24 protein-coding genes and 1 tRNA gene are annotated in these 22,857 nt (G+C 72.7%); 9 read left to right on the top strand and 16 right to left on the bottom strand.

Going from position 1 to position 22,857, the window contains the following annotated elements; all coding sequences use genetic code 11:
* Positions 1-22: 22 nt before the first annotated feature.
* On the bottom strand, positions 23-565 hold the full coding sequence (locus tag AB0C04_RS00195) for a YbhB/YbcL family Raf kinase inhibitor-like protein (protein ID WP_357046376.1): 543 nt from the start codon (positions 563-565) through the stop codon (positions 23-25).
* Between the two features lie 146 nt (positions 566-711).
* On the opposite strand from AB0C04_RS00195, the gene AB0C04_RS00200 reads away from it, so the two are divergent.
* Positions 712-870, top strand: coding sequence for a hypothetical protein (locus AB0C04_RS00200; RefSeq protein ID WP_357046378.1), 159 nt, complete (start codon positions 712-714; stop codon positions 868-870).
* 618 nt (positions 871-1,488) lie between these two features.
* Positions 1,489-1,728 carry a hypothetical protein gene (locus AB0C04_RS00205; protein WP_357046380.1) on the top strand — a complete coding sequence of 80 codons (240 nt, stop codon included), beginning with the start codon at positions 1,489-1,491 and terminating at the stop codon, positions 1,726-1,728.
* 114 nt (positions 1,729-1,842) lie between these two features.
* On the opposite strand, the gene AB0C04_RS00210 is transcribed toward AB0C04_RS00205, so the two are convergent.
* Both AB0C04_RS00210 and AB0C04_RS00215 read right to left on the bottom strand, forming a co-directional pair.
* Positions 1,843-2,043: a hypothetical protein gene (locus AB0C04_RS00210; protein ID WP_357046382.1), complete on the bottom strand. Its 201-nt coding sequence runs from the start codon at positions 2,041-2,043 to the stop codon at positions 1,843-1,845.
* A gap of 82 nt (positions 2,044-2,125) precedes the next feature.
* Positions 2,126-2,214, bottom strand: a tRNA-Ser gene (locus AB0C04_RS00215).
* Between the two features lie 267 nt (positions 2,215-2,481).
* Here AB0C04_RS00215 and AB0C04_RS00220 point away from each other — a divergent pair.
* Positions 2,482-3,459, top strand: coding sequence for an NAD(P)H-quinone oxidoreductase (locus AB0C04_RS00220; RefSeq protein ID WP_357046384.1), 978 nt, complete (start codon positions 2,482-2,484; stop codon positions 3,457-3,459).
* On the opposite strand, the gene soxR is transcribed toward AB0C04_RS00220, so the two are convergent.
* Positions 3,446-3,931, bottom strand: coding sequence for a redox-sensitive transcriptional activator SoxR (gene soxR / locus AB0C04_RS00225; RefSeq protein WP_357046386.1), 486 nt, complete (start codon positions 3,929-3,931; stop codon positions 3,446-3,448). The two genes, AB0C04_RS00220 and soxR, sit on opposite strands and share 14 nt — an antisense overlap.
* Before the next feature lie 18 nt (positions 3,932-3,949).
* Here soxR and AB0C04_RS00230 point away from each other — a divergent pair, with 18 nt between their 5' ends.
* Positions 3,950-4,729 (top strand): transketolase, encoded by a 780-nt coding sequence (locus AB0C04_RS00230; RefSeq protein ID WP_357046388.1) that lies wholly within the window; start codon positions 3,950-3,952, stop codon positions 4,727-4,729.
* Between the two features lie 2 nt (positions 4,730-4,731).
* Positions 4,732-5,628 carry a transketolase gene (locus AB0C04_RS00235; RefSeq protein WP_357046390.1) on the top strand — a complete coding sequence of 299 codons (897 nt, stop codon included), beginning with the start codon at positions 4,732-4,734 and terminating at the stop codon, positions 5,626-5,628.
* Between the two features lie 38 nt (positions 5,629-5,666).
* On the opposite strand, the gene AB0C04_RS00240 is transcribed toward AB0C04_RS00235, so the two are convergent.
* Positions 5,667-6,371, bottom strand: a complete 705-nt coding sequence (locus tag AB0C04_RS00240; RefSeq protein WP_357048999.1) for a glycosyltransferase family 2 protein — start codon at positions 6,369-6,371, stop codon at positions 5,667-5,669.
* Between the two features lie 168 nt (positions 6,372-6,539).
* On the opposite strand from AB0C04_RS00240, the gene AB0C04_RS00245 reads away from it, so the two are divergent.
* Both AB0C04_RS00245 and AB0C04_RS00250 read left to right on the top strand, forming a co-directional pair.
* Positions 6,540-8,756: a glycosyltransferase family 39 protein gene (locus tag AB0C04_RS00245; RefSeq protein ID WP_357046392.1), complete on the top strand. Its 2,217-nt coding sequence runs from the start codon at positions 6,540-6,542 to the stop codon at positions 8,754-8,756.
* A 224-nt stretch (positions 8,757-8,980) separates the two neighbouring features.
* Positions 8,981-10,579: a ricin-type beta-trefoil lectin domain protein gene (locus AB0C04_RS00250; protein ID WP_357046394.1), complete on the top strand. Its 1,599-nt coding sequence runs from the start codon at positions 8,981-8,983 to the stop codon at positions 10,577-10,579.
* Positions 10,580-10,651: 72 nt separating this feature from the next.
* Here AB0C04_RS00250 and AB0C04_RS00255 read toward each other — a convergent pair whose 3' ends face one another.
* From AB0C04_RS00255 to AB0C04_RS00280, 6 genes are all read right to left on the bottom strand, one after another.
* Entirely contained in the window at positions 10,652-11,242 is a 591-nt protein-coding gene (locus AB0C04_RS00255; RefSeq protein ID WP_357046396.1) for a hypothetical protein, read from the bottom strand.
* A 57-nt stretch (positions 11,243-11,299) separates the two neighbouring features.
* Positions 11,300-12,817 (bottom strand): HAMP domain-containing sensor histidine kinase, encoded by a 1,518-nt coding sequence (locus AB0C04_RS00260; RefSeq protein WP_357046398.1) that lies wholly within the window; start codon positions 12,815-12,817, stop codon positions 11,300-11,302.
* A complete protein-coding gene (locus tag AB0C04_RS00265) occupies positions 12,810-13,502 on the bottom strand; it encodes a response regulator transcription factor (RefSeq protein ID WP_357046400.1) in 693 nt (230 codons plus the stop codon). Before AB0C04_RS00265 ends, AB0C04_RS00260 begins: the two co-directional genes overlap by 8 nt.
* Before the next feature lie 73 nt (positions 13,503-13,575).
* Positions 13,576-14,088: a hypothetical protein gene (locus AB0C04_RS00270; RefSeq protein ID WP_357046402.1), complete on the bottom strand. Its 513-nt coding sequence runs from the start codon at positions 14,086-14,088 to the stop codon at positions 13,576-13,578.
* Positions 14,089-14,244: 156 nt separating this feature from the next.
* Positions 14,245-15,123 (bottom strand): DUF1906 domain-containing protein, encoded by an 879-nt coding sequence (locus tag AB0C04_RS00275; RefSeq protein ID WP_357049002.1) that lies wholly within the window; start codon positions 15,121-15,123, stop codon positions 14,245-14,247.
* 181 nt (positions 15,124-15,304) lie between these two features.
* Entirely contained in the window at positions 15,305-16,477 is a 1,173-nt protein-coding gene (locus AB0C04_RS00280; protein ID WP_357046404.1) for an acetyl-CoA C-acyltransferase, read from the bottom strand.
* A gap of 135 nt (positions 16,478-16,612) precedes the next feature.
* Here AB0C04_RS00280 and AB0C04_RS00285 point away from each other — a divergent pair, with 135 nt between their 5' ends.
* Positions 16,613-17,047 carry a PH domain-containing protein gene (locus AB0C04_RS00285; protein ID WP_357046406.1) on the top strand — a complete coding sequence of 145 codons (435 nt, stop codon included), beginning with the start codon at positions 16,613-16,615 and terminating at the stop codon, positions 17,045-17,047.
* Between the two features lie 164 nt (positions 17,048-17,211).
* Here AB0C04_RS00285 and AB0C04_RS00290 read toward each other — a convergent pair whose 3' ends face one another.
* Positions 17,212-18,123: a rhomboid family intramembrane serine protease gene (locus AB0C04_RS00290; protein WP_357046408.1), complete on the bottom strand. Its 912-nt coding sequence runs from the start codon at positions 18,121-18,123 to the stop codon at positions 17,212-17,214.
* A gap of 55 nt (positions 18,124-18,178) precedes the next feature.
* Positions 18,179-18,709: a peptidylprolyl isomerase gene (locus AB0C04_RS00295; protein WP_357046410.1), complete on the bottom strand. Its 531-nt coding sequence runs from the start codon at positions 18,707-18,709 to the stop codon at positions 18,179-18,181.
* Between the two features lie 84 nt (positions 18,710-18,793).
* Between AB0C04_RS00295 and AB0C04_RS00300 the strand changes: the two genes are divergently transcribed.
* Positions 18,794-19,555: a hypothetical protein gene (locus AB0C04_RS00300; protein ID WP_357046412.1), complete on the top strand. Its 762-nt coding sequence runs from the start codon at positions 18,794-18,796 to the stop codon at positions 19,553-19,555.
* Between the two features lie 118 nt (positions 19,556-19,673).
* Here AB0C04_RS00300 and corA read toward each other — a convergent pair whose 3' ends face one another.
* The 3 genes from corA to AB0C04_RS00315 all read right to left on the bottom strand — a co-directional run bounded on the left by corA (position 19,674) and on the right by AB0C04_RS00315 (position 22,842).
* Entirely contained in the window at positions 19,674-20,822 is a 1,149-nt protein-coding gene (gene corA, locus AB0C04_RS00305; protein ID WP_357046414.1) for a magnesium/cobalt transporter CorA, read from the bottom strand.
* Positions 20,823-21,181: 359 nt separating this feature from the next.
* Positions 21,182-22,276, bottom strand: a complete 1,095-nt coding sequence (locus AB0C04_RS00310) for a PLP-dependent aminotransferase family protein (protein WP_357046416.1) — start codon at positions 22,274-22,276, stop codon at positions 21,182-21,184.
* Between the two features lie 107 nt (positions 22,277-22,383).
* Complete coding sequence (locus tag AB0C04_RS00315) at positions 22,384-22,842, bottom strand: ester cyclase (protein ID WP_357046418.1); 459 nt, start codon at positions 22,840-22,842, stop codon at positions 22,384-22,386.
* Between the last annotated feature and the right edge of the window lie 15 nt (positions 22,843-22,857).

The following is a 22,857-nucleotide window of genomic DNA, read 5'->3' on the forward strand; positions in this document are numbered from 1 at the left end:
AACCGCAGGGTCGCCGGTCAGGTCATTCCTTGATCTGGTACGAGGGCCGGATGACCGCGCGGGCCAGGGTGTGGAAGGTGAGGTTGAAGCCCACGTAGGCGGGGCTGGCCTCCGGGGTGAGGTCGAGACGATCGACGTCCAGGGCGTGCACCGCGAAGACGTAGCGGTGCGGCCGGTCCCCGGGCGGCGGCGCGGCGCCGCCGTAGCCCTGCTCGCCGTAGTCGTTGCGGACGGAGAAAGCCCCACCCAGGTCGGCGCCCCCGCCACCGCCCGCACCCCGCGGCAGCTGGGTGACGGTGGCCGGCACGTTGACCAGCACCCAGTGCCAGAATCCGCTGCCGGTCGGGGCGTCGGGGTCGAAGCAGGTCACCGCGAAGCTGCGGGTGTCGGCGGGGAAGTCCGACCAGCTCAGCTGCGGGGAGATGTTCTCGCCGCCGGTGCTGCCGTGCGCGTGCCGCACGTCCATCGGCTCGCCGTTCTGTACGTCCTCACTGCTCAGGGTGAACGACGGCACGGTCGGCAGCAGCTCGTAGGGGTCCGGGGCGATCGATCGTTCCAAGGTCATCGAGACGCGTCCTTCCGATGTTGCGCGCAAAGTCCTGCGCCCTTCTTACCCCGCCGCGGCCCAGCAATCGACCGGAAGCGCCAGGTGTCGATGGACCGTTCGGCTCACTACCGTTGTCCTATAGCAACAGCGCTGGGAGAAGCCTCGTGACCCGCATCTGGCGTGACTTCGTGGTCGCGGTCGTGACCGCGGTCCGACGACGCCCGGACGAGCGGGCTATCGCCGAGGAGCGCCGCCGCGCGATCCAGCGCCTGGCCGAGGAGAAGATCCGCCAGGAGCGGCGCTCGGCGGACCCGCCGGAGTAACGGAAATGCCGAGCCGCGCGCCCGTCGATCCATGGTGCCCGGTTACGGCTCCGACACTCCTCTTCCGGGTCGAAGCTCTGTCAAGTTGCTGACCGCCAACGCTAGGACGGGCGGCGAACAGCCCTCTGACCTGGTCGTTTGCCGTTTTCGCTCGATACTGTGGAATCAGCGCCCGGCGCGGTGCGTCACCTGGACTGGCGCCGGCCGACTGACCTTTCTCAGCCCATCCGGATCACGTCAGCCACATCATTTCGTGGTGTGACCAACGGACACCTCGCTGTTGACTCGACAGCAGCAGGGCAGCCATCTGGTGGTGGCGAAAGGTTAGGGACTGTGAGCAGTGAAGACGGAACGAATGATCCGCGTATGCCTCGACGGCGGCTGCATTCTCGTCGGGCTCGGTGGAATCGTGCACCAGACGGCGGTCGCGCCCCCCGGGCAGGCAAGTCCGGTGCTCCTGGGGACTTTCCTCGCGATCCTTGGAATCCCGGCGGGCGTGGGGTTGATCTCGCTGCGCAGCAATGGTGGCGGCGGTACAACCAGCTCGCTCTCATCGCCTCGGCTGCCGGACTCGCCGCCGCCGCCGTCATCATCACCATCAGGGGCGGGTGACCGACAATGACTCACCGTGCCTGGCGAATCCTCGTCGCCTCGTTTGTCTTCGCGGCCCTCGCTGCCGCCTCGTCCATGATTTACGCCAACGCCGTCGCTCGGGAATCCGAGCACAGATGGTGCGGCATCGTGACGACCCTCGACGACACCTACCAGGACACTCCCCCGCAAAGCCCGACCGGCAAGCAGATTGCCGATGAGCTCAACAAACTACGCATCGAATTCGACTGCCCACCGGATCGGTGAGACCGGGCGCGCTGTTCGCCGGGCGGCCTGCCGAACTCGAACACGGGCGGCCGCCGGCAGGACGGGCGCGTCCGGCACCTTGTATATACCGGCCATCGGTACCTCGCGGCACCCCTACGGTCCGCGCATCGGGGGATGACCTCCAACAACCACCTGGACCGCGCGATCCATCTCCAGCCCGTCCAGTGGATCGCGCTTGTCGGCGTGCCGCTCGTCATGCTCGCGATCGGTGCACTCGCGGTCCAACGCCGTGAACACGTCCGCACAATGGTCGCTCTCGGTCGGGCCGTCGACAGACAACGCATCCAGACGCATGCGGTAACGCTCGGCTCACCGTACGTAAACACCCCCTGATCGGCCTCTGCGCTGGTCAGGGGGTGTTTGCTGTTCAAGTAGGCGGAGGGTGTGGGATTCGAACCCACGAAGGACATCGCTGCCCTTACCGGTTTTCAAGACCAGCGCCATCGGCCACTAGGCGAACCCTCCCGGGCCGCGACCCGCGGGTACGCGGCCGTGCCTAGTCTGCCATGCCGACCGACCGGGCTGACGAGGGCGGCACGGCGGCGAGGGCGGCCGGCGTCGGCTGACAGACTCCCTCTATCGGGCTGACCACCGGGATCGTGGCGGCGCCGGGTCCACAGTGGCGCTGCGGCGGCGTCCGCCCGACGGCACCTTGCGGCCCGCACCCCTGACGAATCCCGGGCATGTCCCACCCGGGCGTGGACAGCGGGGCGGATCGGGTAAGACTGGGCCATGCGAGCGATCACTGTCCCGGAGCCCGGTGGACCCGACGCGCTGGTCTGGACCGAGGTGCCCGATCCCGCGCCGGGCAGCGGCGAGGTGCTGGTCGACGTGCGGGCCAGCGCGGTGAACCGGGCGGACCTGCTGCAACGGCAGGGGCACTACCCGCCCCCGCCGGGCGCACCGGCGTACCCCGGGTTGGAGTGCTCCGGGGTGGTCAGCGCGATCGGGCCGGACGTCACCGGCTGGCAGGTCGGCCAGGAGGTCTGCGCGCTGCTGGCCGGCGGCGGGTACGCCGAGCGGGTGGCGGTGCCCGCCGGGCAGCTCCTGCCGGTGCCCGCCGGCGTCGATCCGGTCGACGCGGCCGCGCTGCCGGAGGTGGCCTGCACCGTCTGGTCGAACGTGGTCCGGTTGGCCGGTCTGCGTGCCGGCGAGACGCTGCTGGTGCACGGCGGCGGCAGCGGGATCGGCACCTTCGCGATCCAACTCGGGGCGGCGCTCGGCGCCACGGTGCTGACGACCGCCCGGAGCGCGAAGCACGACCGGTTGCGCGAGCTGGGCGCCACCCAGGTGATCGACTACCGGGAGCAGGACTTCGTCGACGAGGTCCGCGGGGCCACCGACGGCCGGGGCGCGGACGTCATCCTCGACATCATGGGCGCGTCCTACCTGGGCCGGAATGTGGCCGCGCTGGCCACCGGCGGCCGGCTGGCGGTGATCGGCCTGCAGGGCGGGCGCAAGGGCGAGCTGGACCTCGGCGCGTTGCTGACCAAGCGGGCCACCGTCACGGCCACCTCGTTGCGGTCCCGGCCGCTGGACGAGAAGGCGGCGATCGTCCGGGGCGTGCGCGACGAGGTGTGGCCCCTGGTCGAGGCGGGGAAGGTACGGCCGATCGTGGACCGCCGGATGCCGATGGCGGAGGCCGCTGCGGCGCACGAGCTGGTCGAGAGGAGCCATCACCTCGGCAAGGTGCTGCTCACGACGGGCTGACGCCCACCTCCTGCTCCGGTGCGGGCCCGGCCGCCGACCGAGGCAGCACGAGCCGGGCCCCCGGGCCCTCGCCGGCCAGGGTGTCGCCCGGGTTGTAGAGGGTGCAGCGATCCAGCGACAGGCAGCCGCAGCCGATGCAGCCGTCCAGGTCGTCGCGGAGTTTGGTCATCAGCCGGATCCGCTCGTCCAGCCGCTGACGCCAGGCGCTGGAGAGCCGGGCCCAGTCGGCGGCGGTCGGGGTACGCGAGGCGGGCAGCGAGTCGAGCGCGGCCCGGATCTCCTCCAGCGAGATGCCGACCTGCTGGGAGATCCGGATGAAGGCCACCCGCCGCAGCTCGATCCGGGCGTACCGGCGCTGGTTGCCGCCGGTGCGCTCGGCGCGGATCAGGCCGAGCCGCTCGTAGTAGCGCAACGCGGACGGCGCCACCCCGCTGCGGTCGGAGAGCTGGCCGATGGTGAGGGACTCGTGCATCATTCACCTTGAGTTGAAGTGGACTTCAACTTGCAGGCTAGTCGCATGACGACAACTACTGCCACCGTGCCCCGGCCGGACGTCCCGGCCCCGCCGCCGGACAGCGCCCCGGTCCCGCCGCCGGTGCCCGAGCCGGTCGCGGCCCCGCTGCGCCGGCTGGGCGCCGGCCGGGAGTTCGGCGCGAACGTGTATTCGACCGTCGACGTGCTCTGGGTGCTCTACGACCGGATTCTCCGGACCACCCCCGACACCGTCGACGACCCCGACCGGGACCGGTTCCTGCTCTCCAAGGGGCACGCCGTCGCCGGCTACTACGCGGTGCTCGCCGCGAAGGGCTTCGTCCCCGGCGACTGGCTGGACGACCAGGGCGGTCCGGCCAGCCGGCTCGGCGACCACCCGGACCGGACGATGGTGCCGGGGGTGGAGATCGGCTCCGGGTCGCTCGGCCACGGGCTGGGCCTCGGCGTCGGCACCGCGCTAGGGCTGCGGGCCCAGGGCCTGCTCACCCCCCGGACGTACGTGCTGCTCGGCGACGCGGAGCTGGACGAGGGCTCCAACCACGAGGCGATCGCGTACGCCGGCGCCACCGGCCTGGCCAACCTGACCGCGGTGGTGGTCGACAACCGCTCCGCCACGCACGGCTGGCCGGGCGGCGGCGCGGCGGCCCGGTTCACGGTGAACGGCTGGACCGCCGCCACCGTCGACGGTCGCGACCACGACGCCCTGCACCGCGCTCTCACCGGACACGACAACCACCGACCGCACGTCGTCGTGGCGGTCGTCGACACGCAGGAGTGACCGTGCGGGAGACCTTCATCGAGACCGCCACCGACCTGTTGACCGAGGACCCGCGCACCGCCGTGGTGCTCGCCGACATCTCCGCCGCCGCCTTCGCGCCGGCCGCCCGGCGACACCCGGACCGGGTGGTGAACGTGGGCATCCGAGAGCAGTTGATGATCGGGGTCGCCGGCGGGCTGGCGCTCACCGGCCTGCGGCCGATCGTGCACAGCTACGCGCCGTTCCTGGTGGAGCGGGCGTACGAGCAGATCAAGCTGGACCTGGACCACCAGGACGTGAGCGCCGTGCTGGTCAGCGTGGGCGCGTCGTACGACCGGGCGGCGGCGGGACGGACCCACCTGGCCCCGGCCGACGTGTCGTTGATCGACACGCTGCACGGGTGGACCGTGCACGTGCCCGGGCATGCCGGCGAGGTGGCTGACCTGCTGCGCGCCACGGTGGCCGCCGACGGACCGGCGTACCTGCGTCTCTCCACCCAGCAGAACGGGCGCGCGCACCGCGGCGACGGCGCGTTGCGGGTGCTCCGGGACGCCGGGCCGGGGGCGCCCCTGCTGGTGGCGGTGGGACCGGTGCTCGACGCGGCGATGGCGGCGGTGGCCGACCTGCCGGTGACCGTGGCGTACACCCACCGGCCGCGGCCGTTCGACACCGCCGGGCTGCGGGCGCTGGCCGGCAGCGAGGTGATCCTGGTCGAGCCGTGTCTGGCCGGCACGTCGAGCCGGGTGGTGTCGGCGGCGTTGGTCGACCGGCCGCACAGACTGCTGGCCCTCGGGGTGGGACGGGAGGACCTGCGCCGTTACGGCGCAGCGGATGACCACACCCGGTGGCACGGGCTGGACGCCGCCGGGCTACGCCGTGCGGTCGACGGGTTCCTGGAACCGGCGCTCGCCGGCCGCTGAACCGGGGCCGGCGGGGTGGGCGGGAGCGGGGGTGGGTCTCAGCGGGCCGGCGTGACCGGACGCCGACGGGCGCGCTCGCGGCCGAGGATCCAGATCGCCTCGACGCCGTCCTTCCAGGTGATCTTCTTGCCCTCCTCGCGGCCCCGGGCCCGGTAGCTGATCGGCACCTCGTAGGGGCGGATGCGCCGGCGCAGCAGCTTGCCGGTCACCTCGGCCTCCATGCCGAAGCCACGCGAGCGGACCTCGAGCGAGCGGTAGAGCGCGACCGGCATCAACTTGAAGCAGGTCTCCAGGTCACCGATGTAGGAGTTGAACAGCACGTTCGCCGCCATCGTGACGCCCTTGTTGCCCATCACGTACCAGAAGCTGTAGGCGCTGTGACTGCCGAAGGTGCGATTGCCGTAGACCACCGTGGCGCGACCGTCGAGCACCGGGTCGAGCAGCTTGGGGATGTCCTGCGGGTCGTACTCCAGATCAGCGTCGAGGATGACCATGTATTCGCCCTCGGCGTTGTCGACCGCCGTCTTGATGGCCGCGCCCTTGCCGGCGTTGCGCTGGTGGGTGATCACCCGCAGCCGCTGGTCGTCCGCCCGACCGAGAATCTCGCCGGTGTTGTCGCGGCTGCCGTCGTCGACCACCACCAGTTCGATCTCGCACGGGTAGTCGACCGCCAATGCCTGCTTGAGGGCATCCGCGATGCGTTCTTCCTCGTTATAGACCGGCATGAGGATCGAGAGCTTCACGGGGATCTCCACGGTGGCGACAGCATGTCGGGCCTAGCCTAGCCTGGCTGGTCAGCGCAGCGGTGGCCGCCACCTCGGGCATCCGACAACGCGGGTTAACGCGGATGGTGTTTACTTCCCGCCATGTCGGCAGCCGGCTCGATGTCAACGGTGGCGCCCGTCGCCGCGATGCTACTGCTCCTGTTCGTGATGCGCCCCGCCGGGAACGGCGTGGTGGCGCCGCTGCGGCTCGCCGCGGCCCGGGCCGCGCTGCTCACCGGAGCCTTCGCGATACTTCTGGTCGAGGTGCTCGGCGCGCTGCACGCGCTGACCCGTACCGCGTTCGCCGTCGCCTGGCTGCTCTTCCTCGTCGTCACGGCGGTGGCTGCCGGGTGGCGGCACCGGCGGGACACGGCGCGCGGCCAGGCGGCGCGCGCGGCCACCCCGGGACGGGCGCTGGTCGGCGCGACCGCCGGCACGGCGAGCGACGGCCCGGCCCTCGGCCCGGCGGACGACTCGCCGCCGGCCGCCGGCGCGACGCAGCCCGCGGCCACTCCCGGGTCGACCCGTGCCGGCTGGTCGGGACGGCTGGCGGAGCGGTGGCGTGCGCTGAGTCGCGGCGAGCAGCTGCTGGCCGGCACGGTCGGCGGGCTGGTCCTGGTGGAGCTGGTCATCGCGCTGCTCGCCGAACCCAACAACTTCGACTCGCAGACCTACCACCTGCCCCGGGTCGAGCGCTGGGTCGCGCAGGGCGACCTCGACTTCTGGCCGACCGCCATCCACCGGCAGGTGACCATTCCGCCGGGCGCCGAGTACCTGCTGCTGCACCTGCGCCTGCTCACCGGCGGCGACGCGCTGCACAACCTGGTGCAGTGGGCCGCCGGGGTGCTCTGCCTGCTGCTGGCCGCCCGGATCACCGCCCAGCTCGGCGGCGGCCGGCGGGCCCAGTTGCTCACCGCGTTCCTGCTGGCCACCACGCCGATGGTGGCGCTGCAGGCGACCAGCACGCAGACCGACCTGACGGTCGCGGCCTGGGTCGCCTGCGCGGCGACCCTGGTGCTGGACGGGCTACGCCGGCGTACCGGGCTGGGCACCCTGCTCGGGTTGGGGATCGCGACCGGACTGACCGCGGTGACCAAGACCAGCGGGCTGATCGCGGTCGGCCCGCTGCTGGTGCTCTGGGGGCTGGCACAGCTCCGGCTGTCCCGGGCCCGCCGGGTGGCCGGGAGCGGCGGCACGGTCGCCGCCGGCGGCACGCCGGCGGACCGGCCGGAATCCGGCCCGTCACCGGCCGTCGGGGTCGCCCGCACGGTCGGCGGATCGGTACTGATCCTGCTGGTCGGGGCGATCCTGGTCGGCCCCTACCTGGCCCGGATGACCGCCGACTTCGGGCATCCGCTCGGGCCGCCCGGGCTGCGCGAGTCGATCCCGATGGAGCGGCACGACCCGCCGTCGATCCTGGTCAACGCGCTGCGGATCGGACACACCGCGTTCGACACCCCGCTCACGCCACTGCGCTGGGTGGGTGCTGAGGCGATCATCCGCGGCGCGGAGGCGGTCGGCGTCGACCCACAGGACCCGGACACCACCTTCGTCCGGCAGGTCTTCCCGGTGCGCGCGTGGTACCCGGACGAGGACCGGGTGGCCTTCCCGCTGGCCGGCTCGCTGGCACTGCTCGGGGCGATCTTCGCGCTGACCCGTCCGGGCCGGATCAGCCCGAGCCGGTCCGGGGCACTGCGGGCGTACGCCGTGGTGGTGGTGGTCGCAGTGGTGCTGCACACCGCGATGATCAAGTGGCAGCCGTGGGGGAACCGCCTGCTGCTCTACGCGCTGGTGGTGGCCGTCCCGCTGGCCGGCCTCTGGCTGGACGCGCTGTTCCGCCACCGGGCCGGCGGCTCCGACGCCCCGGCCACCCCGGCGCCGGCCCGGGCGGACGGTCGGCGGAGGTCGGTGGCGGTCGGCGTGGCGGTGACCGTGCTGGCCACCTCCGCGCTCGCCGGCGTGCTCGCGCTGTCGTACGGCTTCCCGCGCCGGCTGGTCGGAGCGGGCTCGGTCTTCACCACCTCGGAGTGGGACACCCGGTTCCTGCGCCGCCCGCAGTGGACCGACGAGTTCCGCTGGGCGGCCGAGGCGGTACGTGCCAGCGGCGCCCGCCGGATCGGCCTGGTCGAGCAGAACGACAACTGGGAGTACCCGTGGTGGCTGCTGCTGCGGGACGCCGACGGCCGGCCACCGGAGCTGCTGTCGCTGAAGTCGGAGCTGCCCAAGCGACCGCCGGCCGATCCGTCCTCGATGGACGCGATCGTCTGCACCGGCCCGGAGGCGGCCTGCGCCAAGCTGGTGCCGCCCGGCTGGCGGGTCGAGTACCGGGGCTACGTCGGCTACGCGCTGCCGCCGGGCCGCTGACCCGCCCACCGCCGCCGTCCCGTCCCGGTCCACTGACGCGCGCCCACCGGCGCCGTCCCGGCCCCGCCGGGACGGCGGCGGGCCCGGGTCGGTGGGCTCGCCCGCCGGCTCCGCAGCGCAAATGACGGAAACTCTTCCGAAAGACATTCACATACCTGCATGACGCACGTTACCTTCCGGTAACTCGATCGACGTCCCGCGATCGAGCCGAAAGGAGTGCGTCGATGCTTGGTTCCGCTGCCAGGCGCGAACGTGCGACCCGACGACGGTCGCTGACCGCCGCCTTCGCCGCCGCTCTCGTCCTGCCGATGCTCGTCGGAACGGCCACCCCCGCCACCGCGGCCGACCGACCCGCCGTCCAGCCACTCCCGACGAACCTCGAGGCGATCCGCGCCGCCGAGGCGACCGCCCTCTACGGCGCGCCGCAGATCCGCCCGATCGAACAGCGCCGCACCTCGCTGATCACCATGGGCGACAGCGAGATCTCCGGAGAGGGGGTCGGCAACTACGTGCCCGGCACCCACGAACCCGGCAACTGGTGCGACCGCTCGTACGACCAGGCGGTGTTCCGCACCGGCATCACCGCCGACGAGAAGTACAACATCGCCTGCTCCGGGGCGACCCCGTGGAACCTGATCGCCGGCGGCCCGACCCAGCACAACGAGCTGAACCAGGGCGACCACCTGGCGATCAAGGCGCGCAACACGCACATCCGGCTGATCTGGGTGGTGGTCGGCGCCAACGGCGACGGCACGATCCAGTTCGGCCCGGTCGCCACCGACTGCGCCATCAGCCGGGTCTTCTTCCAGGGTCCCTGCTACCCGACCTACACCGACGAGTGGACGATCCGCACCGACGGCAGCCGTCAGGCGGTCGAGGACGCGCTCAACGACATCCGGAACACCATGACCAGGGCCGGCTACCTGAACACCGACTACGAGCTGGTGCTGATGTCGTACCCGAGCCCGGGCAGCCCGGACGTGGAGGACAACCCGAACTTCCCCGGCTGGTACTCCGGCGGCTGCCTGCTCTACCTGGCCGACGCGGCGTTCGCCCGGAACAAGGCGGTGCCGCTCTTCGAGTCCGCGCTGCGCACCGCCGCGACCAACACCGGCACCCGCTACCTGGACGCCAGCCGGCTCTTCCACGGCCACGAGGTCTGCACCGACAACACGTCGGTCCGCGGCCTCTACATCGAGATCGGCATCTGGGACGAGAACGCGGCCCGACAGTCGTTTCACCCCAACGCCCGCGGGCACGGCATGTTCGCCCAGTGCATCACCCAGTTCTGGAACTCCGGGCAGCAACGGGCCACCTGCGTCGACCCGGCCAGCACCGGCACCGGGGTGCTGTACAACGGGCTGTTCGAGTTCAAGCAGTTGCGCAACCTCGCCACCGGCACCTGTGTCGACGGCAAGGGATACGACTCACGCAACGGCACCGCGCAACAGTCGTACGGCTGTCACGGCGGCCGTAACCAGGGCTTCTGGTACGACCCGACCCGCCAGTCGCTGCACTCCGAGCTCTCCCACGACCGCTGCCTGGACGTCGCCAACGGATCGCTGACCGCCGGCACCGCGGTCAACGTCCACGACTGCCACGGCGGCGCCAACCAGAAGTTCGTGCTGGCCGGCAACCAGCTCAAGGCGGCCGGCAACACCGCGCTCTGCCTGGCCTTCGACAGCCCCTGGCTGGGCACCCCACGGCTGCGGCTGGCCAACTGCTCCAGCAGCACCCGCCAGCAGTGGTCCTTCGAGTCCCGCAACTTCGCCAACCCGGTCGGCTACGGCCACGACGACTTCATCGGCTCCCGGGTCTACTGATCGACGCGGCGGGAGTAGCCGGTACCGCCACTCCCGCCACCGGCCCGCGCGCCCCGGTCCGGGGCGCGCGGGTCACTTCGCCCTGGGGATGACCACGAGCCGGGCGACCCCGGCGTCGCCGTCCTTGGCGCCGGCGACGCCGACGGTGGCGCCGACCTTCACGTCGGTCGACTGAATCGTGGCCCGCCGCTCGACCACCCGCAGGTCGTCGCCGAACCGCCAGGTCATGGTGAACCCGTCGGTGGACTTCACGGTCATCGAGTTCCCGTCGATCGCGGTCACCTCACCCCGCTGCACGGCGACCGTCTTCGTGCCGTCCTTGGTCTGCACCACGGCCTCGCCGTGCAGGGTGTTCCGCCGCAGCAGCACCCGGGCCTGGCGGCGCTTGCGCAGCTCCTCGGCCCGCTCGCGGCGCGGCTTGTCGCCGGTCGCGGTGGGCGCGGCCGACGGCGACGCCGGCGCGGCGACCTCCGTCACGTCCAGGTCGTCCGCGTCGAAGCCCATCGCGGTCAGCGCCTGGCCCTCGGCGCCCATCGCCGCGGCCACCTCGACGGCCGCCTCCCGGGCCGGTTGGCTGGCAACCTCGGCCGCGCCGCATCCGCTGACGCCGAGCGCGACCGCCCCGAGCAGCGCGGTGCCGGCAACAAAACCCCAACGTGCCATGACTCTCCCTCTCGTCCGTCGATGCGCCCAGCCTCCCGCGCCCGGACGAGCGGACCGTCAGGCCGATGTTCGGATCGGGTAAGGATCCGCCGGCAGCCGCACGGTGAACGCGGCGCCGCCCTCCGGGGCGTGCCCCGCCGCGATCTCACCGCCGAGCCGGCGGACCAGCCCGGCGGCGAGCGCCAGCCCGAGCCCGCTGCCCACCTTGCGCACCCCCCGGTACCGCTGGTGCAGCGCACCGCGCTCGAACGCCACCGCCAGGTCTTCGTCGGTGAAGCCGGGTCCGCCGTCGCGGACCTCGACCACCCCGCCGGCCGCCGGATCCGGTCCGGCCGGCCGGACCGCGAGCACCACCGGCGCCCCCGGCGGTACGACCCGCAGCGCGTTCTCCAGCAGCCCGTCGACGACCTGCCGGATCCGTCCCGGATCGGTGTACGCCGGCACCGGACCGCCGGGACTCTCCACCGAGAACGGGACGCCGACCGCGGCACAGCGGTCGGCCCAGGTCCGTTCCGCGTCGGCGGCCAACCGGGCCAGGTCGACCGGGACCGGCTCCAGCGGGAAGTCCGCCGCCTCCAGCCGGGCCAGCGCCAGCAGGTCGCGGACCAGCCGGTCCAGGTGCTCGGCCTCGGCCAGCACGGTGCGCCCGGTACCGGCCACGTCGTCCGGCTCGATCACCCCGTCGGCCAGCGCCTCGGCGTAGCCCCGGATCGCGGTCAGCGGGGTACGCAGCTCGTGCGAGACGGAGAGCAGGAACTCCCGCTGCCGCCCCTCACTGGTGGCCAGCGCCGCGGCCAGCCCGTTCAACGCGTGGGCCAGGTCGGCCACCTCGTCGGGCGGTTCGACGGGCACCCGGACCGCGCGATCGCCGGCGCGTAGCCGGGCGGCGGCACCCGCCGCCACCCGGATCGGCCGGGCCAGCCGCCGGGCGAGCAGCAGCCCGGCGACGACACCGGCGGCCAGCCCGGCCAGCAGCGGCAGCCAGAGGCTGAGCAGCACCTGCCGCCAGAGCCCGGTGGCCACCGGCCGGGACAGCACCACCCCGTTCCCGCCCGGCAGGGCGCGCCCCTCGACCAGCGCGCGCCGCCCGTTCACCGAACGGCGGGCCGAGACGTTGCGTCCCTCGGCGACCCGCTGCACCACCCGCGGCGGCAGGCCGGCCCGGTCCACCGTGCCACCCCGGACCAGGTACGCGTCGATCTGCTGGGCGCGTAGCTGACGGATCAGCCGCTCCTCGTCGGCGGTGCGGCCCCGGTCCAGCCGGGTCCGCAGCACCTCGGCGGCGAGCCGGGCCTGGGCGGCCAGTGCCTCCTGGTCGCGCCGTTCGACGCCGCGTACCGCCAGGGGCACCGCGACGATCGCGGTGACCAGCACGGACACCAGCGCCACCGTGCAGGTGACCAGCACCGCCCGAGCGGTCAGCGTCCGGCCGAACCGGGCCCGGGGTGGCGCGGGGGGTGGTGCGCCGCCCAGCACCGGGAGCGCGATGGTCGGCGACTCCGACCGCACCGGCCCGTCGGTCGCGGTCGGCGCACCGGGGGCGGGACGCCGCGGGTCGGTGGGGTGCTCAGGCATCGGCGGCGTACCCGACACCCCGGTGGGTCCGGATCACGCTGGCCGGGCCGAGCTTCGCCCGGACCTGCGCCACGTGCACGTCGACCGTGCGGGTGCCGGCGTGCGCCGCGTACCCCCAGACGCCGGCCAGCAACTCCTCGCGGGTGAAGACCCGACCGGGACGTGCCATCAGGTGAGCGAGCAGGTCGAACTCGGTCGAGGTGAGCTGGATCGGGGCGCCGGCGGCGGTCACCGTCCGGCGGGCCGGGTCGAGGGCCACCGCGCCGACGACGCGGGGCCGGTCCATCCCGTCGGGTGGGCCCGCCGTGCGCCGCAGCACCGCCCGGACCCGGGCCACCAGCTCACGCGGGCTGAACGGCTTGGTCACGTAGTCGTCCGCGCCCAACTCCAGGCCGATGATCCGGTCCACCTCGTCGTCCCGCGCGGTGAGGAAGATGACCGGCGTCCAGTCACCGGCCTCGCGCAGCTGCCGGCAGATCTCGGTGCCGGCGAGACCCGGCAGCGCGATGTCCAGGACGCAGGCCACCGGGCGCAGCCGGCGGGCGGCGGCCAGGCCGGCGGTGCCGTCCCGCTCCAGGTGTACGCCGAAGCCGTCCCGGGTCAGGTAGAGCCGAACCAGGTCGGCGATGGCCGGCTCGTCCTCGACCACGAGGACGAGCCCGCGGTGCGGCGCATCGACGGTCACCGGCCCATGATTGCCGACCGGGCCGAGGCGGCGCGGACGCGGGGTGTTCGAGTTCGGTAAAGGCTGCGGACGGTCAGCGGACGGCGGCCGGCCGGAACGTCGCCGGGCGTACGCCGGACGGCGTGTCGCCGATGGTGGCGACCAGCCGCTCCCGGGCGGTCCGGAGTCGGGTGCGGAAGGCGTGGTTGAGCAGCGCGTCGAGCTGCCACACCTGCTTCGGGTGGGTGGTCCGGATGACGAACCGCTCGCGGATTCCGTCGATCGCGGTGGCGGCCAGCTCGACCGAGTGCAGCCGCGGGTCGGGGCTCCAGGTGACGTTGCTCAGCTCGCGCAGCTCGGTGTTGAGGTGCAGGCGGAGCCGGTGCAGCACCCGGGTCTGCTGGGTGACCACAAGGCGCCGGTGGGTGAGCAGGAGCAGGTACTCGCCGGCGACCGGACGGTCGGGACGGCCGCACCGGGTGACCAGGATGGTGGCGTCACCCGAGCCGACACAGCGGCGGAAGATGGGCATGTGCCGGCTGACGGCCTGGACCGCCAGTCCGGCCTCGGCGGCGGCCGGGAGGAACGTTCGGGAGAAGACGTCCATGCCCTGCCCAACGATCTCTACGCAGGGGTGACGTGGGTCACGCCGGAATTTTGGAAGTTCCACGCGCCGGATCGCACCGGTTGTGCGACGTCCGGAGGCCGGCCGGCGGCCCCCGGGTACCGGGGCCGCCGGAGCGGCGAGTGCGGCAGCGGCCGACTACCAGCGCGGGCGGGGCCGCTCCACGGTGACCGAGCGGTACCGGCGCGGGTCCTGAAGCTCGAGGTAGTTGCTGTCGATGTTGATCCGCACCCCGCCCCAGGTCTCGTAGTGATCGCCCTGGTACTGCTTCATCCGGGCCCCGGGGGACCAGTAGGTCGCCGGGATGGCCGGGTCGGACACCGTCGGCACGCCGTCCCAGCGGGCGAAGTCGATGATGTCGGGCCGGGCGTAGCCGGGCTGGTCGTAGACCGCCACCTGGTCCTGGAGGCCGGCCGAGCCGACGCTGGTGTAGAGGCCGGAGTAGAAGGCCTGGTCGTGCAGGCGGGTGGTCCAGGCGCTGACGAAGGTCTGGACCGCGGCGCTGCAAGCGGCGTCCCCGGCGTCGTAGTGCTCGATGTCGAGAATGAGCGTGCTGCCGTCGGCCAGGCCGAGGGCGCGGGCGTTCGCCACCGCGTCGTCCGCCGCCGCGATGCCCTGGGCCGCCGCCTGCGCCGGATCGATGTGCCGGGAGTAGCCGGAGCACGGCGCCTGGAGGCCCACGTAGAGCGGGAAGAGCCGCCAGCCGGCCGCCTGCTGGTTGCTCACCCAGGCAGCGGTCAGGTTGGGCTGGGCGCAGCCCCGGTTGACCCCGCCGATGTAGACGCCGATCGCCCGGTAGGGCGACTGGAGCCAGGCGGTCATCGCCGCGTCGGAGGGGGCGGTGCAGGTGTCGAAGCCGTATCCGGTGAAGGTTCCCGGATGCGGGCCGGTGTAGCCGGCGGCGCGCGCGGGCGTCTCGGCGCCGGTGACCGCGGCGCCGGCGGCGAGCAGGGCGACCGCGGCCACGGCGAGGGCCTGACGGACGGTTCGACGCAGGCCGGGTCGGGCAGAACTCATCGTCACGGGGGCTCCCGATCTGGAGGAGGGCAGAGGCGGTGGGTCGGACGCTCACGCCACGTCACACGATCTCCACCAGCGGGTTGATCCTGCCCGCCACGTCGGCCTCTGTCCAGATCGAACCGTCGGCCTTTCTACCCGCCGGGCGCGTCGTCCCTGCTGGAGGGTCCGCCCCCGGTGCTCAGAGCAGCTCGACGATGGTGGCGTTGGCCATGCCGCCGCCCTCGCACATGGTCTGCAACCCGTAGCGGATCCCGTTGTCCCGCATGTGCTGGAGCATGGTGGTCATGATGCGGGCGCCGGAGCCGCCGAGCGGGTGCCCGAGGGCGATCGCGCCGCCCCTCGGGTTGAGCCGGTCCGGGTCGGCCTCGGTCTCGGCGAGCCAGGCCAGCGGCACCGGGGCGAACGCCTCGTTCACCTCGTAGACGCCGATCTCCTCGATGCCCAGCCCGGCGCGGCGCAGCGCCTTCGCGGTGGCCGGGATGGGGGCGGTGAGCATGGTGACCGGATCGTCGGCGGCCACCACCGCGGTGTGCACCCGGGCCAGCGGGCGCAGCCCGTGCCGGCTCGCCCAGTCGGAGGTGGTCACGGCGAGGGCCGCGGCGCCGTCCGAGATCTGCGAGGCCGAGCCGGCCGTCACCACGCCGTCGGGCCGGAACGGGGTGGCCAACTCGCCCAGCTTCTCCAGCGAGGTCTCCCGCCGGATGCCCTCGTCGGCGGCGAACTTGCCCCCGTCCGCGAGCGCCACCGGGGCCAGCTCCGGGTCGAACGCGCCGGCGTCCTGCGCGGCCGCCGCCTTCTCGTGGCTGGCCAGCGCGAACTCGTCGAGCTGGGTGCGGGAGAACCGCCACCGCTCGGCGATCAGCTCGGCGCCGACGCCCTGGTTGAACGGGAGCGGGGCGTCGTCGGCAAAGCCCTCGACGCCGCGATAGCGGTCGCGGAGCTGGTCGCTGAACGGCATTCCGCCGCCCACGCTGGAGCCCATCGGCACCCGGGTCATCGACTCGACCCCGCCGGCGATCACCAGGTCGGCCTGGCCGGAGAGGACGGTCGCGGCCGCGAAGTGCAGCGCCTGCTGGCTGGAGCCGCACTGCCGGTCCAGCGTGGTGCCGGGCACCGACTCGGGCCAGCCGGCGGCGAGCACAGCGTTGCGGGCGATGTTCCACGACTGCTCGCCCACCTGCGACACGCAGCCCCAGAACACGTCGTCGACCAGGACCGGATCGAGGCCGGTGCGCTCGGCCAGCGCGCGCAGCACGTGCGCCGACAGGTCGACCGGATGCACACCGGCCAGGCTGCCCTTGCGCCGCCCCACGGGGGTGCGTACGGCGCCGACGATAACCGCGTCAGTCATATCTACTCCCCGGTAACCTGGGCTGCCCTCGATCCTACGTCCTCCCGGACCGGCCGTCCGCCCCCGGCTCGGGCCGGTGGGGTCGGCGCCGGGCCGGTGCCGCCCGGCGCCGGGGAACGCTGGCATGCTGGACGGGTGGATGACGCGACCCCGGTGCGGCAGTGGCGGGTGCCGGCGAGCCTGCCGGCGGCGAAGTTGGCCGGCGCGGTGCTACTGGTCGCGCTCGGGCTGCTCTTCGCCGACGGTGACCCGGTGAGGCTGGCGCTGGCGGCGCTGGTCGCCGCCGGGTTGGCCGGCTGGGCGGTACGCGATCTGGTCGCGCCGATCCGGCTGGCCGTGGACGGCAGCGGGCTCACCGTCGCGCACGGCTTCGCCGGGCATCGGCGGCTGCCCTGGCCGGCGGTCGAGGCGATCACCGTGGACCGGCGGCCGCGACTGGGCCTGACCACCGAGGTGCTGGAGATCGACGCGGGCGAGTCACTGCATCTCTTCGGCCGCTACGACCTGGGCACCTCTCCCGAGGAGGTCGCCGCGACCCTGCGCGCCGCCCGCCCGGGCACCGCCACCTGACTCCGCTCAGCCCGGGGAACGCGCAACCTGCCCCGCTCCAAGTTCGCGCTCGATCAGGGAAGTAGTGGTGTCACAGCGCCCTGGAGGCCACTACAACAGGGATACAGCACGATCTCGCAGCGCGCGGCGCGGGTGAGTCGGGCTTGTGCCGGGCACGGGCCGGGTCAGCCGGCCAGGAGTTGGGCGGTGCGGATCAGCGCCAGTCCGATCAGGGCGAAGACGATGATCGCCCCGCCGGCGAGCTGCACCATCGAGCGACGGCCCCGCGGGGCGTACGCCAGCACCAGGGCCATCAGCGTGCCGACCACCAGTCCGCCCAGGTGACCGGGGATCGAGATGCCCGGCACGGTCAGGGTGAAGACCAGGTTGATCACCAGGATCGGGATGACCTGGGAGATGTCCCGGCCCATCTTCCGTTCGATGACGATCAACGCGGCGAAGAGCCCGAAGATGGCCGTCGAGGCGCCGGCGGTGGCCGCGTTCGGGTGACTGAACAGGTATGCGGCGACGTTCCCACCGAACCCGGCGATCAGGTAGAGCCCCAGGAAGCGCAGCGGGCCGAGGTTGGCCTCGAGCGAACGGCCGAGCACCCAGAGCGCCCACATGTTCAACAGCAGGTGGATCACGCCGTAGTGCAGGAACATCGCGGTGATCAGGCGGTACCAGTCACCGTCCGCGATGCCGTCCGGCACGAAGCCGGGCGGCGTCATGCCGAGCACCGCACCCCAGTTGGTGAGCGGGGTGCCGCCACCCAGCAGGCCGCCGAAGCCGGAGCCGCCGACGGCCGCGTCCCCGCCCCGGTCGGAGGCGATGGAGAGGAGCATCAGCAGCACGTTCAGCGCGATCAGGGCCTTCGTCACGTAGCCGTGCCGGCCGGCGGCACCGCCACCGAAGGCGGTACGCGCCGGCCGGACGCTACGGCGTCCCTCGTTGACGCACTCCGGGCACTGGTGCCCGACCGACGCCTCGCGCATGCAGTCCGGGCAGATCGGCCGTTCGCAGCGGGTGCAGCGGACGTACGTCTCCCGGCCGGGGTGTCGGTAGCAGACCGGGGTGGTCGGCGGCGATTCGCTCACCGTGCCCACCCGCCGGAGCGCTCAGTCATGCGAGCAAAGGTACCTCGCGGACGCTTCAGGAGGCGCTGCGCTCGATCTCGACCCGCTCGATGACCACATCCTGCAGCGGACGGTCGCTCGGGCCGGTCGGGGTGTTGGCGATCGAGTCGACGACCTTTGCCGACTGCTCGTCGGCGACCTGCCCGAAGATGGTGTGCCGGTTGTTCAGGTGCGGCGTCGGGCCGACCGTGATGAAGAACTGCGAGCCGTTGGTGCCCGGCCCGGCGTTCGCCATGGCGAGCAGGTACGGCCGGTCGAAGCGCAGCTCCGGGTGGAACTCGTCGGCGAACTTGTAGCCCGGCCCGCCGCGACCGGTGCCGGTCGGGTCGCCCATCTGGACCATGAAGCCGCTGATCACACGGTGCGAGATGGTGCCGTCGTAGTACGGCCCATTGCCCGGCTGACCGGTGCGCGGGTCGGTGTACTCGATGTTGCCCTCGGCCAGGTCGACGAAGTTGCGAACGGTCTTCGGAGCGTGGTTGGGGAAGAGCTCCAGCCGGATCGGGCCAGCGTTGGTGTGCAAGGTGGCGTAGACAGCCTCGGCCACGGGTACTCCTCACTCGTTGGTCAGTTCCATGCGGATCCTCCCATGTGCCCGATCTGGCATCGCGGAGGCATCCGAAGGTGGAGGATGACGAAGGAACAACTCCCAGGAGGTGGGACCGTGTTTGGAATGGGTCGACGCAAGTCCCAGGGACAGCTCGCGAAGGCCGAGCTGAACCAGAGCGTCAGTCACCTGATGCAGGCAGCGACGTACGCCGCGAGGGGTGCCGGTGAGACGGTCGGCCCGCGGGTCAGGTCGGCGCGGGACTACGTCGGACCGACGGCGGCGATGGTGCGTGACCGCGCCGCGACCGGCTGGGGGACGACGCTCACCTCGCTCGCACCGCTCGCCGCCGCCGCCCGCGACGGCGCCGTGCAGGCGGGCTCGATGAACAGGAAGGCGAAGTCGAGGAACATGCGGATCAGCGGGAAGAAGAAGCAGCCGCGGCGTCGCGGCTCGATGATGACCGGCCTGCTCGCCGCCGGCGCGATCGCCGGCCTGGCCGGCGCGATGGCCATGCGGCGCCGCCGGGAGCAGCAGGAGTGGGCCGAGTACGACCCCAACCGCACGCTCGAGCCGATGCGTGACGAGGTCGACACCATCGAGGTGCAGACCCGTTCGACGGCGGCCGGCGCCAAGATGGCCGACAAGTCCGCCGGCCTGGGCGGCGGACCCGTCGGGTCCGGCAGCTCGGCGGTGGCCGGCGCGACCAGCACCGGTTCGAAGATCCAGCCGACGGAGAAGGTCCCCTCGGTGGCCGAGGGCGCCAAGGACACCTCCGGCCGCCCGGCCGACGACCTCAGCAAGGCGACGGGCAAGGACACCGCCCGGACCAACGGGCGCCGCTGACCGCGGCAACAGCGGAAAGCGCCGGCGAGGCGGGGATCACACCCCGCAACGCCGGCGCTTCCGCGTCCGGTCCGTCTTCCTCCCGCCCGGGCGGGCGGGAGGGCCACCCGGCCCGGGGTCAGAGCCAGCCGTTGCGGCGGAACCACCGGTAGAGGCCGAGCGAGATGGCGAGCATCAGGGCGAGCACGACCGGATAGCCGTACGTCATCTTCAGCTCGGGCATGTCATCGAAGTTCATCCCGTAGATGCCGGCGATGGCGGTCCACACCGCGGCGATGGCCGCCCAGGCGGCGATCTTGCGCATGTCGTTGTTCTGGTCGACGGTGACCTGAGCGAGCCGCGCCTGGAGGATGGAGTTCAGCAGGTCGTCGTAGGAGTTCACCTGCTCGACGGTGCGGCTGAGGTGGTCCTGCACGTCGCGGAAGTAGCGCCGGATCTCCTTCGGCACCTCCCGGTTGACCTGCGAGGTCAGCGTCAGCAGCGGCCGTTGCAGCGGCACCACGGCCCGCTTGAACTCCACCAGCTCGCGCTTCATCTGGTAGATGCGCTGGATCCGCCCGTGGCTGTTGCGGTCGAAGACCTCGGCCTCCAGCACGTCCAGGTCGTCCTCGAGCTGGTCGGCCACCTCCAGGTAGAGGTCGACCACCCGGTCGGTGACCGCGTACGCGACGGCCCACGGCCCCTGGAGCAGCAGGTCCTGCTTGGTCTCCAGGTCGGCGCGGACCGGCGAGAGCCGGCAGGCGTCCCCGTGCCGGACGCTGATCAGGAAGTTCGGGCCGATGAAGAGCATCACCTGCCCGGTCTCCACCACCTCTGAGTTCTCGGTCAGCTCGGCGTGCTCGCAGTAGCGGGCGGTGCGCAGCACCAGGAAGCTCACCTCGCCGAACTGCTCCAGCTTGGGGCGCTGCTCGGCCTTCACCGCGTCCTCGACGGCGAGCTCGTGCAGGCCGTAGGTGTCCGCGATGGCGGTCATCTCGGCCAGCTCAGGCTGGTGCAGCCCGAGCCAGACGAAGCCGTGCTCCGCCCGGCGGGCCGCGGCCAGCGCGTCGGCGTAGTGCCAGTCGCCGGGCTGTCGCTTGCCGTCGATGTAGAGGGCGCAGTCGACGACCCCGCTGCGCCCCGGACGGTCGGGGGCCGGGGTGGGCGGGGAGCCGTCGGCGTTGAGGATCCGGCTCATCGCCCGGACCGGGGCCGCCCAGGCTCTCGGTCGGAGCCCTCGCCCGCTCTGCTGTGGGGTTGTCCGGCCCCGCTCCGCCCGATCCGTCATCGCGCCCCCCTCTCCACGCTCCGCTGCGGCTTGCAGGTTACGCCGCACGGCGCGGTCACCGCCCGTGACGACCGGGTGAGCGGGCGGGGCCGGGCGGGCCGGGTCGTTCTCGGGGGGTGAGGGGACGACGCGGCCCACCCGGCGCCCTGTGGGGGCGGGGGTTGTGCTGGTCACGCCATTCGTCGTGTCGGTTGCGGCCCGTCGACCCGGCCCGCCGGCCGGCACGCCGGGTGCCGGGGGCGGGCGGTGACGTCCGCTACACGTGGTGAATGACGCTCGCAGCATTGTGGGCCGCCGGCCGCCCGGACGGGAGCCCCGGAACGGCCGGCACGGTCGTTCTGTCGGAAACCCGACAGATTTCAGCCGCGAACCGCCGCCACCGCCTCGGCCAACCGGCGGACGCCATCGTCGATCTTGTCGGCGGTGACCGCCGAGAAGGCGAGCCGCAGGGCGTGTTGTCCGCCGTCGACCACGAAGTCGCTGCCCTTGACCACGGCCACCCCGCGCTCGGCGGCCGCCGGGGCGAGTCGGTCGACCAGCACGTCGTCCGGAAGCTCCACCCAGAGGAAGTAGCCGCCGTCCGGCTCGACGAACCGGGCCTGCGGGATGTGCCGGCGCAGCGACTCGGCGAGCACCCGGGCCCGCTCGCCCAGCGCGGCCCGTACGGTCTCGATCGAGCGGTCGATCTCACCGGACACGCAGAACTGGTGCACGATCGCCTGGGCGACCATGCCGGGAGAGATGTAGAGGCTGGTCGCGCTCTTGGCGATGTCCGCGATCAGGTCCGTCGGGCCGACCAGGTAGCCCACCCGGACCCCGGGGCAGACCGTCTTGGTGAAGCTCGAGGCGTGCACCACCACGTTGCGGGTGTCCAGCGAGAGCATCGACGGCAGCGCCTCGCCCCGGAACCGGATGTCGGCGTACGGGTCGTCCTCGAAGATGGTGAACTCGTACTCGGCGGCCAGGTCGAGCAGCTCACGCCGCTTCTCCAGGGAGAGCGTCACGCCGGCCGGGTTCTGGTAGTTCGGGATGATGTGCGCCAGCCGGGGGCGGACCCCGGACTCCAGCAGCTTGCGCAGCTCGGCGGTGTCCAGACCATCCGGCTGGATCGAGACGCCGTGCAGCTCACTGCCCATCCGCTGCAGGTTGAGCAGCGTCCGGTCGTACGTCGGGCGCTCGACCACCACCGCGTCACCCGAGCGGATCAGGTGGTCGAAGAGGAAGGCGTCGGCCTGCAACGAGCCGTTGGTGACCAGCACCTGCTCGGGTGTCACCCCGTGCTTCTCCGCGATCCACTTCCGCAGGGGCGGGTAGCCGACGGAGGTCCCGTACGCGGTGACCCCTGCGGGGTCGGCGTCGAACGCGCGGACGGCGGCGGCCTTGAGCCCCTCGACATCGACGATGTCCAGCGACGGAGCCCCACGGGCGAAGGAGATCAGCTGCTCGGCGGTCATGGCTGTTGAGCGTACGGGCGGCGACGGGGGGCACGCGGACGGCACGGCGATGTCCGCATCCTGAGCCACCGGGTCGGGTGACCTGGGCGGACCCGGTGGGCGGCAAGTCAGACCGGAAGGGCGAGCGGGTCGTGCTGCGGCTCGCGGGAAAGCCCTTCAAGATGCAGCCCGAGCTCCGCCAGGAGCTGGCCCCAGTCGAAGTAGGACCGCCAGGCGGCGATCCGTCCTCGCCGGACCCGGACCACGTCCACCACGTCCCAGCTGACCGCCCGCCCAGTCGGCGCGACCGTGCCGAACGGTGAGTGCAGCACGCCTGTGTGGGTGCCGGTGAGCCGCTGCTCCACCGCCGCCCCACCGGCGGTCTGCACCCGACCGGTCGGGTCCACCCGCAGGTCGGGGAAGGCGCCGGTCCAGGTACGCAGCAGGGCGGGGAGCTCGATCGGGCGCACCGTGACGCCGGGCATCGCGTAGAAGGCGTCCCGGGCGTAGAGGTCCGGCAGCCGGGCGACGTCCCGCCGCAGGAGCATGGCGTACTGCTGCTCGACCAGACGCTCGGCGCTGCGCATCACGCCCTCCCCCGC

This window comes from Micromonospora sp. NPDC048909, assembly GCF_040649635.1.
In the GTDB taxonomy this organism is placed as follows: Bacteria; Actinomycetota; Actinomycetes; order Mycobacteriales; family Micromonosporaceae; genus Micromonospora.